The organism is Peribacillus sp. N1 (genome assembly GCF_054600815.1).
On the sequence record NZ_BAAHZO010000003.1, the window covers coordinates 410523 to 428079 of the forward strand.

Annotated in this window: 16 protein-coding genes; 1 reads left to right on the plus strand and 15 read right to left on the minus strand. The window is 42.2% G+C overall.

Annotated elements, in window-relative coordinates; genetic code table 11:
- Nucleotides 1–6: 6 nt before the first annotated feature.
- The 11 genes from prmC to ACYP5M_RS14945 form a co-directional block, all read right to left on the minus strand.
- The gene (prmC, locus tag ACYP5M_RS14895) at nt 7–876 is read right to left on the minus strand and encodes a peptide chain release factor N(5)-glutamine methyltransferase (RefSeq protein ID WP_434168152.1); all 870 of its coding nucleotides are present in this window, start codon (nt 874–876) and stop codon (nt 7–9) included.
- Nucleotides 869–1939 (minus strand): peptide chain release factor 1, encoded by a 1071-nt coding sequence (gene prfA / locus ACYP5M_RS14900; protein WP_101223846.1) that lies wholly within the window; start codon nt 1937–1939, stop codon nt 869–871. The genes prmC and prfA overlap by 8 nt, the downstream gene beginning before the upstream one ends.
- Before the next feature lie 160 nt (nt 1940–2099).
- Complete coding sequence (locus tag ACYP5M_RS14905; protein WP_101223847.1) at nt 2100–2555, minus strand: hypothetical protein; 456 nt, start codon at nt 2553–2555, stop codon at nt 2100–2102.
- A 189-nt stretch (nt 2556–2744) separates the two neighbouring features.
- Complete coding sequence (locus ACYP5M_RS14910) at nt 2745–3350, minus strand: thymidine kinase (RefSeq protein WP_101223848.1); 606 nt, start codon at nt 3348–3350, stop codon at nt 2745–2747.
- Between the two features lie 138 nt (nt 3351–3488).
- Nucleotides 3489–3689, minus strand: a complete 201-nt coding sequence (gene rpmE / locus ACYP5M_RS14915; RefSeq protein ID WP_034315847.1) for a 50S ribosomal protein L31 — start codon at nt 3687–3689, stop codon at nt 3489–3491.
- 149 nt (nt 3690–3838) lie between these two features.
- Nucleotides 3839–5128: a transcription termination factor Rho gene (gene rho / locus ACYP5M_RS14920; protein ID WP_034315849.1), complete on the minus strand. Its 1290-nt coding sequence runs from the start codon at nt 5126–5128 to the stop codon at nt 3839–3841.
- A 318-nt stretch (nt 5129–5446) separates the two neighbouring features.
- Nucleotides 5447–6409 (minus strand): class II fructose-bisphosphatase, encoded by a 963-nt coding sequence (gene glpX / locus ACYP5M_RS14925; protein WP_101223849.1) that lies wholly within the window; start codon nt 6407–6409, stop codon nt 5447–5449.
- A gap of 99 nt (nt 6410–6508) precedes the next feature.
- Nucleotides 6509–7792, minus strand: a complete 1284-nt coding sequence (locus tag ACYP5M_RS14930; protein WP_101223850.1) for a UDP-N-acetylglucosamine 1-carboxyvinyltransferase — start codon at nt 7790–7792, stop codon at nt 6509–6511.
- Between the two features lie 209 nt (nt 7793–8001).
- A complete protein-coding gene (fsa, locus tag ACYP5M_RS14935) occupies nt 8002–8652 on the minus strand; it encodes a fructose-6-phosphate aldolase (RefSeq protein ID WP_063234171.1) in 651 nt (216 codons plus the stop codon).
- A gap of 172 nt (nt 8653–8824) precedes the next feature.
- A complete protein-coding gene (locus ACYP5M_RS14940; protein WP_101223851.1) occupies nt 8825–9682 on the minus strand; it encodes a class II fructose-bisphosphate aldolase in 858 nt (285 codons plus the stop codon).
- A 246-nt stretch (nt 9683–9928) separates the two neighbouring features.
- Nucleotides 9929–10300: a response regulator gene (locus ACYP5M_RS14945; protein ID WP_101223852.1), complete on the minus strand. Its 372-nt coding sequence runs from the start codon at nt 10298–10300 to the stop codon at nt 9929–9931.
- Between the two features lie 300 nt (nt 10301–10600).
- On the opposite strand from ACYP5M_RS14945, the gene ACYP5M_RS14950 reads away from it, so the two are divergent.
- Nucleotides 10601–11128, plus strand: coding sequence for a DUF2529 domain-containing protein (locus tag ACYP5M_RS14950; RefSeq protein ID WP_434168153.1), 528 nt, complete (start codon nt 10601–10603; stop codon nt 11126–11128).
- A gap of 47 nt (nt 11129–11175) precedes the next feature.
- Here ACYP5M_RS14950 and ACYP5M_RS14955 read toward each other — a convergent pair whose 3' ends face one another.
- The 4 genes from ACYP5M_RS14955 to icmF form a co-directional block, all read right to left on the minus strand.
- Nucleotides 11176–12783, minus strand: a complete 1608-nt coding sequence (locus ACYP5M_RS14955) for a CTP synthase (RefSeq protein ID WP_101223854.1) — start codon at nt 12781–12783, stop codon at nt 11176–11178.
- 402 nt (nt 12784–13185) lie between these two features.
- Nucleotides 13186–13776: a DNA-directed RNA polymerase subunit delta gene (gene rpoE, locus ACYP5M_RS14960; protein ID WP_402943309.1), complete on the minus strand. Its 591-nt coding sequence runs from the start codon at nt 13774–13776 to the stop codon at nt 13186–13188.
- Between the two features lie 210 nt (nt 13777–13986).
- Nucleotides 13987–14148 carry a hypothetical protein gene (locus ACYP5M_RS14965; RefSeq protein WP_157831069.1) on the minus strand — a complete coding sequence of 54 codons (162 nt, stop codon included), beginning with the start codon at nt 14146–14148 and terminating at the stop codon, nt 13987–13989.
- A gap of 137 nt (nt 14149–14285) precedes the next feature.
- The gene (icmF, locus tag ACYP5M_RS14970) at nt 14286–17552 is read right to left on the minus strand and encodes a fused isobutyryl-CoA mutase/GTPase IcmF (RefSeq protein ID WP_434168154.1); all 3267 of its coding nucleotides are present in this window, start codon (nt 17550–17552) and stop codon (nt 14286–14288) included.
- Between the last annotated feature and the right edge of the window lie 5 nt (nt 17553–17557).

Below are 17557 nucleotides of genomic sequence, written 5' to 3' on the forward strand. Positions count from 1 at the left end.
GACGGATCACTTTAATGCAGCAAAGACCATTCGATCTTTTTCATTTATGTCATTTACAATGGATACTTCTGCGGCAGGAAAGGTTCGCTTCAATAAATCGACAACCGCCTCACCCTGTCCAGTGCCCACTTCAAAACCGATCAGTCCAGGCACCTTCATGATCAAAGGTAACTGCTCCATAAAGCGGCGGTAAAAATCCAGCCCATCGATACCGGCAAATAATGCACGATGCGGTTCATGTCCTGTCACGACTACTGACATGGATTTATGATCATCATCTGGTATATATGGCGGATTCGATAAAAGGATGTCCACCTTCTGGTTCATGTTCAAGAAAGGCAAAAGCAAATCACCTTGCATGAACTGAACTTCGGCACCAAGTGATTCTGCATTTTTCCTCGCCACCTCAAGTGACGTTTCCGCTATGTCCGTGGCCGTCACCAACAGGTTTGATTTTTCAAGTTTCATCGTTATGGCGATTGCGCCGCTGCCGGTCCCAATATCAGCTAAATGAAGCTTCTGTCCCTCCATAAAAATGGCTGGGAGTTTACGTAATGTATAATAAATCAATTCTTCTGTTTCAGGTCTCGGTATGAGCACTTCTTCATTAACAAAGAAGGTCCGTCCATAAAATTCTTCACTGCCGATTATATATTGGATTGGCGTCCCCTCAGCATGCAGCTCAATAGCGGCCTTAAATTGCCCAAAATCCGCTTCACTAAGCTCATCATGAAGGTTGGCCAGCATTTGGGAGCGAGTTTGGTTTAAAAAGTGCTGTAACAGGATTTCCCCAGCATTGGCATCACGATCATTTTCCTTTAAAAAAGAAGAAGCCCATTTAAGGGCTTCAAACACTTTCACGGCAGAATTACTCATCTGCATTTTCCAGCCTTGAAGATTGGTCTTCCATGATTAATGCATCAACCACTTCATCCAGCTTACCTTCCATGATTTGATCCAGCTTTTGAATCGTTAAACCAATTCGGTGATCGGTAACGCGGTTTTGTGGGAAGTTATAAGTGCGAATCCGTTCAGATCGATCGCCCGTTCCAACAGCAAGCTTCCTATTTTGATCATACTCCGCCTGTACTTCGCGTTGGATTTTATCGTACACCCTGGCACGCAAAACCTTCATTGCTTTTTCTTTGTTCTTGATTTGTGATTTTTCATCTTGACAGGATACAACCGTATTCGTCGGAATATGAGTCAAGCGCACCGCTGACATTGTCGTATTGACACTTTGCCCTCCAGGACCGCTCGATGCAAAGGTATCGACACGAATATCCTTATCATGAATTTCAACTTCCACTTCCTCAGCTTCGGGTAAAACGGCAACCGTGGCTGTAGATGTATGAATCCGTCCGCCTGATTCAGTTTCAGGTACTCGCTGAACGCGATGTGCTCCATTTTCGAACTTCAATTTTGAATAAGCGCCATTGCCATTAATCATGAATATGATTTCCTTATAGCCGCCAAGCCCTGTAGGACTTGCTTCAATGACTTCAGTCCGCCAACCCTGCACCTCGGCAAAACGACTATACATGCGGTATAGACTACCAGCAAATAAGGCTGCCTCATCTCCGCCTGCCGCTCCGCGGATCTCCATGATTACGTTTTTATCATCGTTAGGGTCCTTCGGAATAAGCAATATTTTCAGTTTATCCTCAAGGCCTTGTATGGTATCTTCAAGTTCATTGATCTCTTCTTTTACCATTTCACGCATTTCCGCATCAAGCTTCTCCTCAAGCATCGCCTTCGCTTCCTGGAGTTGCTCACGAACCGCTTTATATTCTTTATAAGTCGAAGCAGTCTCTTGTATGCTGGATTGCTCCTTAGAATATTCCCTTAGCTTCTTGGAGTCATTAATGATCTCCGGGTCACTTAATAGCTCATTCAATCTTTCATATCTATCTTCTACTGCTTGCAATCGATCAAACAAATTATTCACCTCATAAATTTTCCAAAACATCTGAAACGAATTGGAAGTAATCCATCTTTTCTAACTATAAATAAGTAGTTCAGTGCCCCAGCTCAGTTCACTTCTAGGTTAATTATAGTATAGGTGAATAATCAACGTCAAAGAGGATTCAAAAATGTCGTTATTTCTTTAATTTTACATCTATATTATATTGAGGCACAGCCCTGTTTATAATGCCTTGTATTCGCTGCATTTCCTTATGTCTCTCTTTTTCCGTCTTGATTTTGCCTTTATCATGGACCGTAACATGTATGGTATTTCCATTAAACCAAACGGAGCCCGCCTCATAATTGGTTTCCGATTCAATGGCCCCTCGGATATCATCAATTTGCTGCCCCATGGATGGTGAATTATTGGATGTATGATGCGGTGTATTGAGGATTTGATCTGACGGCCGTTCCGCTTCATTGTCCCAATCATTATTGGATACACGTTTTAAACCATTGCCAACAAAATCCTTGCCATCCCGGGATTGATCCCCATATTCCGAATCATTATTTATCGCATTGTCATTTTGACCGCATGCCGTTAGTGCAGCAAGTAAAAAGGCTGTCATGATAAGCAGTTTTGATTTCATATTTTTTCCCTCCATTTTGACTGGTTAAGAAGAACATTTCCTCGTTAGCCTACCCAAAATGGGGCAATATTTATCTTTTATTTCGCTTCCATGTATTGGTCATACCACTTGAATAAGTCCACCCTTTATTATTATTCCCAACAAAAAAAAAGCACCCTACGACCACATTGGATCATAGGGCACCAGCATTCAAATACGTTCTTTAATCCCAACAGGCTGCTTACCCGGAACTTCGTGATGATGGCGGCAGCGGGGCTCATATGATTCCGATGCACCCACAAGGATGATCGGCTCATCATAGGAGGCCGGCTCCCCATCTATCAAGCGCTGCGTCCTGCTTGCAGGTGATCCGCACACTTCACACACAGCCTGCAGCTTAGTCACCGATTCTGCCAGCGATAATAGAACAGGCATAGGACCGAATGGTTCACCTCGGAAATCTTGATCGAGTCCAGCCATAATCACTCGATAACCGCTGTCCGCAAGATGCTGGGCAACCCCGATAATTTCATGATCAAAAAATTGCACTTCATCTATTGCAATAATATCCAGGGGCTTGTCCAAATACTTAAAAATATCCGTTGAATGGGCAATCGGTTTTGCCATCACAGAAGAGCCATTGTGTGATACGACAGCCTCTTCCGCATAGCGATTATCAATAGCTGGTTTAAATACAGCTATTTGCTCTTTAGCAAATTGAGCACGGCTGACTCGTTTAATCAATTCCTCGGATTTACCCGAAAACATGCTTCCGCAAATAAGCTCGATCCAGCCTGTTTGTTTCATTACATACATGGAAACAGCTACTCCCTTCCACCTGTCGATCCCTTGGCCATAATTGAAGTCGACCCGGCTTTATATAAATTCTTACTTGTTTATGGAAAAGAAAAAACAGGCAAGAAAAATACTTGCCTGTTTTTTAAAAAGTCCGGCTTATTTAATACCGTATTTTTTGTTGAAACGATCAACACGTCCGCCAGCTTCAGCGAATTTTTGACGACCAGTGTAGAATGGATGGCATTCTGAACAAGTCTCAACTTTGATCTCTTCTTTAACTGAACCAGTTTCAAAAGTGTTTCCGCAAGAGCAAATTACTTTTGAAAGCTTATAATTTGGATGAATTCCAGTTTTCATTCTTTTCAGCTCCTTATGCCCTGAATCATTCGAAACAGAGTTATATACTTCAAGTTGAGGGAAAAACACCCTCACATTTATTGTAAAAACACATGAACTCATTATAACAACTTAAGACTAGTTGTGCAACTGTTTGTTTCTTACAGGGTTTAAGAACGTTTTACGCTCGCCGGCCCCTTTTTCATTTCTGACATCTCTTCATCCAGCTTACTGAAAAATTCTTCATTACCCTTTGTCTGTTTTAGACGGCGAAGGAATTTCTCCGAGAAATCAGGCGAATCCGACATTGTTTTCCTGATGGCCCATAGTTTATCCAGGCGATCTTTCGGAATTAACAATTCTTCTTTACGAGTGCCTGAGCGGCGAATATCGATTGCCGGGAAGATGCGTCTTTCGGCAAGGGCACGATCTAAATGCAGCTCCATATTACCCGTACCTTTAAATTCTTCATAAATGACATCGTCCATTCTTGAACCCGTATCTACCAATGCTGTAGCAAGGATCGTCAGGCTGCCGCCTTCCTCAATATTCCTCGCCGCACCGAAAAAGCGTTTTGGACGGTGGAATGCAGCGGGGTCAATACCCCCTGATAGTGTACGTCCGCTCGGCGGAATGACAAGGTTGTAAGCTCGGGCAAGTCGAGTGATGCTGTCCATTAAAATGATGACATCACGTTTATGCTCCACAAGGCGCATCGCTCGTTCTAACACTAGCTCAGCCACCTTGATATGGTTTTCCGGCACTTCATCAAACGTTGAACTTACCACGTCCCCAGCAACGGACCGTTCAATGTCAGTCACTTCTTCCGGGCGTTCATCAATCAACAGCACGATCAATTCCGATTCGGGATGGTTTGTGGTTATTGCATTGGCAATTTCCTTGATGAGCATCGTTTTACCGGCTTTTGGCGGTGCGACGATTAGCCCACGCTGTCCAAAACCTACCGGTGCCAGGACATCCATAATCCTGGTTGATAAGTTCTTCGGTGTCGTTTCCAGTTTAATTTGCCTGTTTGGATACAGCGGTGTTAGACCTGGAAAGTGGACACGCTCTTTTGCTGATTCCGGATTATCGCCATTGACTGCTTCAACATGCAGTAATCCATAATAGCGCTCGTTTTCTTTTGGCGGCCTTACCTTACCGGACACTTTATCTCCATTCCGCAAATCGAATCTGCGGATCTGTGAAGCAGAAATATAAATATCCTCCGAGCTTGGAGAATAATTAATTGGACGCAGGAAACCGAAGCCCTCTGAAGGGATGATTTCTAAAACGCCCTCCATGAATAGGAGACCATCCTGCTCAGCTTGTGCTTTCAGGATAGCGAAAATAAGTTCCTTTTTTGAAAGTTTGCTGTAATAGGAAACTTTATATTCACGCGCGTGCTCATAGAGATCCTTTAGTTTCATGTTTTCTAAATTAGAAATAGTTAAATTCATTATGACACCACACTTTTATTAATTAAACGTTTTCACCCATACTGAAAAAGAAATGGTTTGTTAGATGGAAGAAAAACCGCAATCCATGTACCCGACCAGAGTTTTCTTAGAAAGGATGATACATTTTTACATGTAAAGAAGAAAATTAATTGAAGGCTTCTTGAAGTTTGGAGTGAAAGGGCAGATTCTAAATTATTAATAGTAGACCAAGCTTTATTTTACTTTTTTTATTTTAATTATTCAACTTAAATTTTTTAAAAGAGAAAGCGAGCGATGAAACCGCTCGCTTTTTAAAAGTGATTTTTCTAAAAAACGCTATCAGTCAATCAAACCATTCGGTTTAATCTTAAGACTGTGACGACCATCAATGAAACGAACTGTACCAGATTTAGCACGCATGACTACGGATTGTGTTTCGCCGTAATGCCCTTTGAATTGTACGCCGCGTAAAAGCTCTCCATCTGTCACACCTGTTGCTGCAAAAATTGCATCATCTCCGCGAACAAGGTCTTCCATTCTGAGGACTCTTCCTAATTCAAGGCCCATTTTTCCACAGCGCTCCACTTCTTCATCACTTTGAGGAATGAGCTTGCCTTGAATTTCCCCTCCAAGGCATTTCAGGGCAACGGCTGCAATAACTCCTTCTGGAGCTCCGCCAGATCCGAATAAGATGTCAACACCGGTAAGATCGAAGGCCGTATTTATGGCTCCCGCTACATCTCCATCGTTGATCAACTTGATACGTGCCCCTGCCTCACGAAGTTCATGAATGATCTTCGAATGACGATCGCGGTTCAATACTGTTGCAACCACGTCTTGGATATCTTTATTTTTTGCCTTGGCTACCGCTTTCAGGTTGTCCAACACGGAGGCATTGATATCAATCTGACCGACAGCCTCTGGTCCGACAGCTATTTTATCCATATACATATCCGGGGCATGAAGCAAGTTCCCCTTATCGGCTATCGCCAATACAGCCAATGCATTCCAGCCGCCGGATGCAACGATGTTCGTTCCTTCTAATGGATCAACCGCAACATCCACCATTGGCCCAAGACCGGTACCAAGTTTTTCGCCAATATAAAGCATTGGCGCTTCATCCATTTCCCCTTCACCGATTACAACCGTTCCTTGCATGGGAATAGTATTGAAAACATCCCGCATTGCAGTTGTTGCTGCATCATCTGCTTCGTCTTTCTTTCCTCTTCCCATCCAACGAGCTGAATTCAGTGCCGCCGCTTCTGTTACGCGGACAAGCTCCATCGATAAACTTCTTTCCATTTCCGGTTCCCCCTCATGTACACTAGCATGATTTATTTATATATTAGTATAACACATTATATCATATATAGTAACACAATGAGGTAACAAGAAAAGGGATCAGCTTTTAAGCTGCTCCACTTCTTCTTGCGTCATTTCTTCACGCCAAATCGTTGCTCCCAAACCTGAAAGTTTTTCAACAAGATGGCTATATCCGCGATCTATATGTTCAAGCCCGGTCACTTCTGTAATCCCTTCAGCCATTAAACCGGCTATTACAAGAGCCGCTCCGGCACGTAAATCGCTTGCCTTCACTTTTGCCCCATGAAGTTGGACAGGACCATCGACGATGCCCGCTCTGCCCTCGACCTTTATCTTCGCATTCATGCGTCGCAGTTCATCAATATGCTTAAAGCGGGCCCCGTATATCGTATCGGTGACCATGCTAGAACCGGTTGCTTTTGTTAAGAGGGAAGTGAAAGGTTGCTGAAGATCCGTTGGGAATCCAGGGTAAACCAATGTCTTGATATCAACGGATTTATATTGTTCTCCCGGTGAGACAAATATCTGGTCATCACCCGCTTCAATATTAATCCCCATTTCCCTCAACTTGGAAGTCAATGACTCCAAATGCTGGGGAATGACATTATCAATCAGAATTCCTTCTCCGACAGCAGCCGCTAGAATCATGAAAGTGCCGGCTTCAATCCGATCCGGTATGATCGTATGCTTGCACCCGTGCAAACTTTCCACACCATCAATACGAATGATATCCGTCCCTGCACCCTTTATTTTCGCTCCCATATTGGTCAACAATGTGGCAACATCGATGATTTCAGGTTCTTTCGCAGCATTTTCTATCACAGTGCGGCCTTTGGCCAAAACGGCGGCAAGCATGATATTGATCGTTGCCCCTACACTAACGACATCCAAATATATGCGTGCTCCCCTTAGCTCGTCCGCCCTAAGGTAAATGGCTCCTTGTTCATTCGTCACCTGTGCGCCCAGTGCTTCAAACCCCTTAATATGCTGATCTATCGGGCGAGGTCCTAAATGGCAGCCACCAGGCAAGCCGATCACTGCCTTTTTGAATTTACCAAGCATTGCCCCCATTAAATAATAAGAGGCACGTAACTTCTTGACCCTTCCATTGGGAAGAGGCATTGAAATCATCCTGCTGGGGTTGACTGTCATTTCTCCTTCATCAAAGGATACCTCGCCGCCAATCTCCTCCATTAACGCTTTCAGCATCTGTACATCCGAGATATCAGGCAGGCCTTCAATCGTTACGGGAGAGTCCGCTAAAATTGTTGCAGGAATAAGGGCGACCGCACTATTTTTTGCTCCACTGACACGAATGCTTCCCTTTAGAGGATAGCCACCGGCAATTTTAAGTTTTTCCATAATAAACTCCCTTCCACGCTAAGCACTTAGAAGCTACTTCCAAAAAGTAATATTTTACCACAAGAAAATTGCATAATCCGACAACATTTACTATCTAGTTCTTTAGTTTACACAAAAGTAGAAAATTCATGTAAAAAAAAGAGAAAAATTTCTAATTTATGTTAATTTTATTTAAACGGTGCAATCTATAGCGACTTAGCGGCAAGGCATTATGCTTCAGTACGTGAATTCCAATCGTTCAAAAAAGCTTCAATTCCTTTATCCGTTAATGGGTGGTGGAATAATTGTATTAAAACTTTATAAGGGATCGTTGCAATATGCGCCCCTTTAAGAGCCGCTTCAGTAATATGCATCGGATGGCGGATGGAAGCTGCGATGATTTCGGCATTGATATCATGGATCGCAAAAATGTCAGCAATATCCGAAATTAGATCCAAACCATTTTGGCCGATGTCATCCAAGCGACCTAAAAATGGCGATACATAAGTTGCTCCTGCCCTAGCTGCCAATAATGCTTGGTTTGCACTGAAAATAAGGGTGACGTTTGTTTTGACACCTTGTTTTGTAAGTGCTGAAACAGCCTTCAGGCCGTCCGGAGTCATTGGCACTTTAATCGTGATATTCGGTGCAATCGCAACTAGTTCCTTGGCTTCAGCCATCATTCCTTCAAAATCAAGCGCAATGACTTCAGCAGAAACGGATTCCTTAACAAGGCTTGTGATTTCTTTTAGCCGATCATGGAAAGAAACTCCCTTTTCCCTAGCAACAAGGGATGGGTTAGTCGTAACACCTGCTAAAACGCCAAGTTCATGCGCTTGTTTGATTTCTTCCATGTTTGCTGTATCTATAAAGAATTTCATAAAATAGCCTCCGTATGTAATCGATTTTTATTTTCCTATATGCATCTGAATTCTAATTGTTCTAAAAATAGAGCCCGGATTCAGCCCTGCATCTAAAAGAAACCATTAGGGGGGAGCCCCCCAATGGGAATATTGCCTTTATCATCTTACATTTAAAGGGATGGAACCCTTATTATGCTTTGCCGTTTGAACCGAATTCACGAATTTTGCCGATGACAGTTTCTTTAATCGCTTCACGGCCAGGAACGATGTATTTACGAGGATCGTACACTTCAGTATCGTTATTCAGAATTTCACGAACCGCTTTTGTGAATACAATTTGGTTTTCCGTATTCACATTGATTTTTGATGTTCCAAGCGAAATCGCTTTTTGGATATCTTTCGTAGGGATGCCTGTACCACCATGAAGAACAAGAGGTTTTTTCGTTAAATCACGCACTTCTTCCATTTCTTTATACCCAAGGTTAGGTTCACCTTTGTATGGTCCGTGAACGGATCCCAAAGCTGGAGCAAAGCAGTCGACATTTGTTTCTTTAACCAACTGTTCGCATTCTTGAGGGTCTGCATATACGACTCCATCAGCAATTACATCATCTTCTTGTCCGCCAACCGTGCCCACTTCCGCTTCAACAGAAACATTCCGTGCGTGAGCGAATTCGACAACCTTCTTGGTTGTTTCGATATTTTCTTCGATCGGATGATGTGAAGCATCGATCATTACTGAAGTGAATCCGGCTTCGATAGCTTCCTTACATTTATCATAACTTGAACCATGGTCAAGGTGAATGGCCACAGGAACAGTGATTTTCATGTCTTCCAACAATCCTTGAACCATCATCACAGTCGTTTTAAAACCACCCATATGGCGGGCAGCACCTTCGGAAACACCAAGGATGACTGGAGATTTTTCTTGTTCTGCAGCAGCTAGAATAGCTTGAGTCCATTCAAGGTTGTTGATATTGAATTGACCTACTGCATATTTTTCATCAAGGGCTTTATTCAGCATATCTTTCATAGAAACTAAAGGCATTTGATTTCCTCCTACTAGTGGATGTTATTATTTTAAAGTTAATTCTTTCTAGATATTCCCTAAAACGAAAGTAGCATACGCTTATAAATCAGAATATCTCTCCTCTTTTAGCATATCAATACATCAAAAAAACAGCAACAAATACACTATACCGAGCCTCAAATTTTATTCCAAAAAAACACGGCCCATCTAAAAAAAGATAGCCGCAGCAATTACTCCATCAGTAATATTAAATTTTCAAGACATTTAACTTGATTGAATCGGTAAGTATTCACGAACCGCTTTTCTAATATCATCAATATCAAACGGCTTTGCAAAGTGTGTCATAGCACCTAAATCCTTTGCTTCTTGAATCATATCAAGTTCACCATATGCCGTCATGATTATGACCCGGATGTCCGGATCGACGACTTTCATTCTTTTCAAGATCTCAATGCCATCCATTCCCGGAATCTTCATATCCAGCAATACAAGATCAGGTGAATGATTATTTAGCACATCCAAGGCTTGAATTCCATTAGCGGCTTGAAATGTTTCATACCCTTCTTTATGTAAAACCTCGTTCAATAAAATACGAATCCCGAACTGATCATCAACAATCAATATTTTCCCTGGCATTTTATCACCTCTCCCCTTCCCGATTCATCCATTAAATATACTGGCCTATAAGGCCATATTACCCGAAAAAGGGTAGTTACATAGATTGCGTCATATGACTTTTAGGTCCAACGCATTTATTGTTCATATTCGATAATTGTAACAAAATTCCTGCTGTATGGCTAAGAGGAATTTTAATTTTTTTGTTTTTTCGACCGATTTAGTAAATTCGGACCTTCCGGATCAAAATCCCAGAAACCTGTCATTGCAAAGGAAAGTCCTTTATAATGGGTATATTATTTTTTAAAGGAGTCCCTGACCATGTTAAAAATTTTTTCGACACAGATAAGCGGTATATTTAAGAAAATGATTGAAAATGAAGCCTTTGAAATGGAGGATGCCGGACGCTTGCTGGCTCAGGCTGCGGTTGGGGACGGTGCGGTGTACATTCACGGTTTTGGTGAAATGCAGGGTGTCACTGCCGAGGCTTTGGATGGGGCAGAACCCTTTCCGAAGGTAAAAAGATATGAATCAGGAGAAACTATTTCCAGGGAAGATCGGTTTCTCATATTCAGCCGCCATTCGGATGATGCAGAAGCATTGTTGCTGGCAAAACAACTCAAGGAAAAGGATATCCCATTTGTTGCGGTTTCTACATCCGTCCCTTCTGAAGGGGATTCTCTTTTGGAGTTGGCAGACGTTCATATTGATTTACGTATCCAACGGGGCTTGATTCCTGATGAAACCGGAAATCGATATGGGTATCCTACCCTCATTGCCGCTCTTTTCGCTTATTATGGGATTAAATTCACTCTTGAAGAAATCATAAAAGAGTATGAAGAAGAATGATTATTCATCTAAAAAAAAACAGCCACATTGGGCTGTTTTTTTGTTTATTAAAGTTTTTCGCTGCGCTTTAAAGACATGCCGACAAAATCACGGAATAGCGGCTGCGGACGGTTAGGACGTGACGTGAATTCCGGATGGAATTGAGAAGCCACAAACCAAGGATGATCCTTCAATTCAACGATTTCAACTAGACGGCCATCCGGACTAGTACCAGAGAAGATGAATCCTGCCTCTTCCATTGCTTGACGGTAGTGGTTATTGAATTCATAACGGTGACGGTGACGCTCATAAACAACCTCGTCATTATACGCTTCGTATGCTTTAGTTCCTTCGATAAGCTTACATGGATACAGACCAAGACGCAGTGTACCGCCCAAATCTTCTACATCCTTCTGTTCAGGAAGAAGATCGATGATTGGATCTGGAGTATCTTCATTAATTTCAGCTGAATGAGCTTCTGGCAATCCCAGGACGTTGCGAGCATACTCAATTGACGCCAACTGCATGCCTAAGCAAATTCCGAAGAATGGTTTTTTCGTAGTGCGGGCAAATTCGGTAGCAGCAATTTTCCCTTCGATTCCACGATCTCCAAAACCGCCTGGAACAAGGATTCCATCTGCATCTTGCAGAAGTTCAGCAACATTTTCTTTTGTTACATCTTCGGAATTCACCCAGTCGATTTCAACATCTGCATCAAATGCGTAACCTGCATGCTTAAGTGCTTCCACTACAGAAAGATAAGCATCTTGCAATTCAACATATTTTCCGACTAAAGCGATTTTTGTTTTCTTTGATAAAGAAGTAACCTTTTTGACTAGTTCCTTCCAATCTTCCATATCCGCTTCGCCGCAGTCCAATTGCAAGTGATCACAAACGATTTGGTCCATATTTTGTGCTTGAAGCGCAAGTGGGATGGAGTAAAGAGTATCCGCATCAAGACATTCTATAACGGAATTTTTATCGATATCGCAGAATAAAGCAATTTTATCCTTCATATCTTGTGAAATTGGACTTTCTGTACGTGCAACGATGATATTCGGCTGAATGCCTAGACTGCGTAATTCTTTTACACTATGCTGTGTCGGTTTTGTTTTCATTTCACCAGCAGCTTTGATGTAAGGAACCAGTGTACAGTGGATATACATAACATTATTGATTCCGATATCACTCTTGATTTGGCGAATCGCCTCAAGGAATGGAAGAGACTCGATATCCCCTACAGTACCGCCGATTTCAGTGATGACTATATCGGCATTCGTTTCATTGCCTGAACGGAAAACCCGTTCTTTAATTTCATTCGTGATATGCGGAATGACTTGAACTGTTCCACCTAGATAATCGCCACGGCGTTCTTTTCTCAGGACCGTTGAATAAATTCTGCCCGTAGTCACATTGCTGTGTTTGCCAAGGTTGATATCAATGAAACGCTCATAGTGCCCCAAATCCAAATCCGTTTCAGCACCATCATCCGTTACAAACACTTCACCGTGTTGGTATGGACTCATCGTACCTGGATCCAAGTTAATATAAGGGTCAAACTTCTGGATCGTAACATTCAATCCCCTATTTTTTAATAATCTACCTAAAGAAGCGGCCGTTATCCCTTTTCCCAAGGAAGAAACTACTCCACCTGTCACAAAAATATATTTTGTCATTTTATATCCTCCTATAGAATGTTTTCTTCCAATTCTGTTCTTAATCGGAACTGAATCAAATCTTCCGCCACATGAGCGGTTAAAAGCTAAAAAATCGTAAACCAGTACAAACCATTAATCACTTAAAGGTCTTTAGTGAGAGTCATGCAGGATACATGAACAAGAATAAATTTCCTTAAATGACAGTAAACAAAAATATGTTCTCTATAGTTTTTACAATTCTACGAGAAATCATTTTTAAAAATAAAAAAATGATGTCATTTATTCATTCCATCATTAAAAACAAAAACGCTCCGCTTACAATAAAAGTAAGGGAGCGATATAATTTAATCATTGTGTCCTTTTTTAAGGAGCCCAAAAATGATTCTACAAATTTCGCCTCAAAAAGTCAAGGGCGATTATTTATTTCTCAGCCTCTTCATCCAAGTCATCCAAGTCATCTTCATCTTCGTCTTCGTCCTCATCATCTTCCAGGACAAATGCATCATCTTCGATTATTTCTTCTTCCAGATCATCGTCATCATCCACGTCATCATCCAAAAGCACTTCGTCGATGACTGGAGAACCTAGAATATCATCATCGTCATCATCTTCATCCTCGTCCAGATCATCGATATCTTCTTCAAAGTCAAGATCTTCGTCTTCAAGTTCATCGAAATCGTCGATAACGGCAGCAGCCTTTTTGGCTTTCTTTTTCTTTTTAGGTTTTACAACATGTACGACTTCTTCCTCGATTTGGTCAACCGGGTACCATGTTTTCAATCCCCAGCGGTTGTCCCCAAGTGAAGTGAAGCGGCCATCCACATTTAAATCCGTATAGAATTGTGCAATTTTCTTTTCCACTTCCGCTTTAGATAAATGGTGCAGCGAAGCTAATTCACTTATTAAGTCTTTAAATGGAATCGGTTCATTTCTTTCCACTAACAAATCATATGCCATCTCTATTAAGGACATTTCCAATAACTGCTCTTTTGAGTATTGTTTTAAACTCAAATTCCGCACTTCCCTTCTCTATTCAAACACTGAATTCCGTGTTTTTTCACATAAAAAAATAATCTAAAACAGTAGTTCGATAAAATAACGACAATTCCTGCTAGACATATACTCCATTATAAACAATCTAAATGGGTTTATGCTAGTTCTATCTGATACTTTCACAGATTTACCTTATTGTCTATCATTCAGGAAACCAAAAGCTAAAAATCATTCACTTTCCTTTTTCGATTTCTGTCGATAGGCTGCCGTAAAAAAGACAATAGTCAGGATAAAAAAAGAGATGGCACCCAATTGATGCTCATACAGCTCAAATAAAATAATGATGGCAAGAATGTACCCTATGATCGATCCAATCATTTTCAGGTTCATTTTCTCAACTCCAATAGGGCTGATTCTTCATTTTTGCCCCTTTTCCAAATAATTATAAGGTAAAATCTTCATTTTGTTAAAAAATGCGGAAATTATTTAAAAAAGAGGCCCCTAAACGTTCGGAGCCCCTTCTCAGTTTACATATTCCTTCGATATTGACCGCCTACATCATATAGCGCCCTCGTTATCTGACCAAGACTGGCCACTCTGACGCAGTTCATGAGTTCAGCAAAGATATTTTCCCCATTCATGGCTGCCAATTTCAGTTTAGTTAGCGCCTCATCCGTGAACTCCTTATTTCTTTCTTGGAATGCCCGGAGATTTATGATTTGCCCTTCCTTTTCTTCCTTTGTTGCACGGGCAATTTCCATGCTGTTCACCGCTTCTTCGGAAGGAGGATTTGGATTCAAATACGTGTTGACACCGATGATCGGCAATTCTCCCGTATGCTTTTTCATTTCGTAATGCATCGATTCATCCTGGATTTTCCCGCGCTGATACTGCGTCTCCATTGCACCCAGCACACCGCCCCGATCATTGATGCGATCGAACTCTTGCAGTACGGCCTCTTCAACGAGATCCGTCAATTCCTCTACGATGAAGGCTCCTTGCATCGGGTTTTCATTTTTTGAGAGCCCATGCTCCTTTGTAATGATCATTTGTATGGCCATTGCCCGGCGCACGGACTCTTCAGTAGGCGTCGTGATGGCTTCATCGTACGCATTAGTATGCAAGGAATTACAGTTGTCCTGCAGCGCCATTAAAGCCTGAAGTGTCGTTCTGATATCATTGAAATCAATTTCTTGCGCATGAAGTGAGCGCCCTGAAGTCTGTATATGGTATTTGAGCTTCTGGCTGCGGTCGTTCGCACCATATTTATCCCGCATGACCGTAGCCCAAATCCTTCTTGCCACTCTCCCGATAACCGTATATTCCGGGTCGAGCCCATTTGAGAAGAAGAACGACAAATTCGGGGCAAAGTCATCAATATTCATTCCGCGACTTAAATAATATTCGATGTAAGTAAAGCCATTCGCTAATGTAAAAGCAAGCTGTGAAATGGGATTGGCACCCGCTTCTGCAATGTGATAGCCGGAAATGGATACAGAGTAGTAGTTCCTGACTTTTCGATCAATGAAATATGCTTGAATGTCCCCCATTAGCCTTAAAGCAAATTCCGTAGAGAAGATGCAAGTATTCTGGCCTTGGTCCTCTTTCAGAATATCCGCTTGAACAGTTCCGCGTACCGTTTGAAGGGTATAAGCCTGCACTTCTTCAGCTTCTGCGTCCGTAAGGGGACGGCCTAACTCTTCTTCTTTCCGTTGAATCTGCTGATCGACTGCCGTATTCATGTACATGGCCAAAATGATTGGTGCCGGTCCATTGATGGTCATCGATACAGAGGTTGAGGGGTGGCAAAGGTCAAAGCCTGCATACAGCTTTTTCATGTCATCCAACGTACAGATGCTGACTCCGCTTTCCCCTACCTTTCCATAGATATCAGGCCGGTGATCGGGATCCTCGCCATATAAAGTTACCGAATCGAAAGCCGTACTTAGCCGTTTTGCATTATCATCCTTTGACAAATAATGAAAACGCCTGTTGGTTCGGTCGGGTGATCCTTCACCGGCAAATTGCCGCTTCGGGTCCTCTCCTTCACGCTTGAATGGAAAGACTCCCGCTGTGTAAGGAAAGAAGCCCGGAACGTTCTCTCGGAATACCCATCCTAAGATCTCTCCATAATCCACATATTTAGGCAGTGACACTCTCGGAATCATTAAACCTGATAAACTTTTAGTTTTCAGCTTTGTGACGATTTCTTTATCCCTGACTTTCGTTACAAACTGCTCTCCTGCATACTTTTCTTTTAATTCCATCCATCCAGAAAGTATTTTTTTAGATTCAGGTGATAAATTCGAAGCGGTTTCCTTTTTCAGTTTTTCTAAAGAAGCCACCATATCTTCGTTGTTATCATTTTCCTTAATTGCTTCAATTGCTCCTTCAAGCTGGAAAAGCCTGCGGGCAATACGTACTTGTTCAGCCGCACGCTTATGATAAGATCTGACCGTATCACTGATTTCACGTAAATAATACCGACGGTCAGTAGGGATGATGACATTTTGCTTGTAAACATCCGCTTCCTTCGAAAAGGCGGTACTCCAAACCGTCCCTGATTTTTCATTAAGCTTTTCAATCAGTGCAGCGAATAATGCATTGGTGCCTGGATCATTGAATTGAGAAGCGATGGTACCGTATACCGGCATTTCAGATGGATCTTGATCGAAAAGTGTACGGCTTCTTTGGTATTGCTTTTGAACTTGGTTTTTTGCATCCTCTGAGCCTTTGCGCTCGTATTTGTTAATGACTATCAAGTCTGCATAATCAATCATATCGATTTTTTCAAGTTGCGAAGGTGCTCCGAATTCACTCGTCATTACATACATGGATACATCGCATATCTCAGCAATTTCTGCATCTCCCTGACCAATTCCGCTCGTTTCAACGATGATTAAATCGAAGCCAGCTGCCTTCACGACTGAAATGGCATCTTTTATCGCCAAAGACAACTCACTTTTTGAATGACGCGTGGCCAGGCTCCGCATATAAACACGCTCTGAAAAAATCGAGTTCATTCTAATCCTGTCACCAAGCAGGGCACCGCCCGTTTTCTGTTTGGTCGGGTCTACAGATAAAATGGCAACTCTCTCGTCTGGTATTTCGTTAATGAACCTTCGTATCAATTCATCAGTCAATGAACTTTTTCCAGCACCGCCAGTTCCCGTAATCCCTAGAACAGGAACCTTCTTTTCGGAAGTCTTGATCTGCTCAAAAAGACTCTCAACCGCTGCCGCTGATTCCTGTGAAGCATCGAGTCTGTTTTCGGCAAAGGTAATGAATTGGGCAATGGCATTTGTTCCCCCAGCAACCAATTCATCAAAACGTTCCTGTAAAGATGGTTTGACTGTCGAGAAATCACACTCCTCCATCAATACGTTTATCATTCCTTGAAGCCCATATTCCCGCCCTTCATCAGGAGAAAAGATCCGGGCTATCCCATAATCATGGAGTTCTTTAATTTCCCTTGGGATGATGACCCCGCCGCCGCCGGCAAAAATACGAATGTGCCCGGCTCCCTTTTCCTTCAGCAGGTCATACATATATTTAAAATATTCCACATGTCCGCCTTGGTAAGATGACATGGCTATGCCTTGAACATCTTCCTGGATGGCCGCATTCACGATCTCTTCCACCGAACGATTATGACCTAGATGAATGACTTCTGCACCGCTGGACTGAAGGATTCTCCTCATAATATTGATAGATGCATCATGTCCATCAAATAAACTCGAAGCAGTAACGAATCTAATATGGTTCTTCGGTTTATACACCTCAACTGTACCCATTGAGC

Bases quoted from the DNA above. Each gene is read 5' to 3' on its own strand.
- ACYP5M_RS14940 (WP_101223851.1), bottom strand. From the start codon at position 9,682: ATGCCTTTAGTTTCTATGAAAGATATGCTGAATAAAGCCCTTGATGAA.
- ACYP5M_RS14950 (WP_434168153.1), top strand. From the start codon at position 10,601: ATGTTAAAAATTTTTTCGACACAGATAAGCGGTATATTTAAGAAAATG.
- ACYP5M_RS14965 (WP_157831069.1), bottom strand. From the start codon at position 14,148: ATGAACCTGAAAATGATTGGATCGATCATAGGGTACATTCTTGCCATC.
- glpX (WP_101223849.1), bottom strand. From the start codon at position 6,409: ATGGAAAGAAGTTTATCGATGGAGCTTGTCCGCGTAACAGAAGCGGCG.
- fsa (WP_063234171.1), bottom strand. From the start codon at position 8,652: ATGAAATTCTTTATAGATACAGCAAACATGGAAGAAATCAAACAAGCG.
- ACYP5M_RS14930 (WP_101223850.1), bottom strand. From the start codon at position 7,792: ATGGAAAAACTTAAAATTGCCGGTGGCTATCCTCTAAAGGGAAGCATT.
- icmF (WP_434168154.1), bottom strand. From the start codon at position 17,552: ATGGGTACAGTTGAGGTGTATAAACCGAAGAACCATATTAGATTCGTT.
- ACYP5M_RS14945 (WP_101223852.1), bottom strand. From the start codon at position 10,300: ATGCCAGGGAAAATATTGATTGTTGATGATCAGTTCGGGATTCGTATT.
- rho (WP_034315849.1), bottom strand. From the start codon at position 5,128: ATGAATTTAACTATTTCTAATTTAGAAAACATGAAACTAAAGGATCTC.
- ACYP5M_RS14905 (WP_101223847.1), bottom strand. From the start codon at position 2,555: ATGAAATCAAAACTGCTTATCATGACAGCCTTTTTACTTGCTGCACTA.
- ACYP5M_RS14955 (WP_101223854.1), bottom strand. From the start codon at position 12,783: ATGACAAAATATATTTTTGTGACAGGTGGAGTAGTTTCTTCCTTGGGA.
- prmC (WP_434168152.1), bottom strand. From the start codon at position 876: ATGAGTAATTCTGCCGTGAAAGTGTTTGAAGCCCTTAAATGGGCTTCT.
- rpmE (WP_034315847.1), bottom strand. From the start codon at position 3,689: ATGAAAACTGGAATTCATCCAAATTATAAGCTTTCAAAAGTAATTTGC.
- ACYP5M_RS14910 (WP_101223848.1), bottom strand. From the start codon at position 3,350: ATGTATGTAATGAAACAAACAGGCTGGATCGAGCTTATTTGCGGAAGC.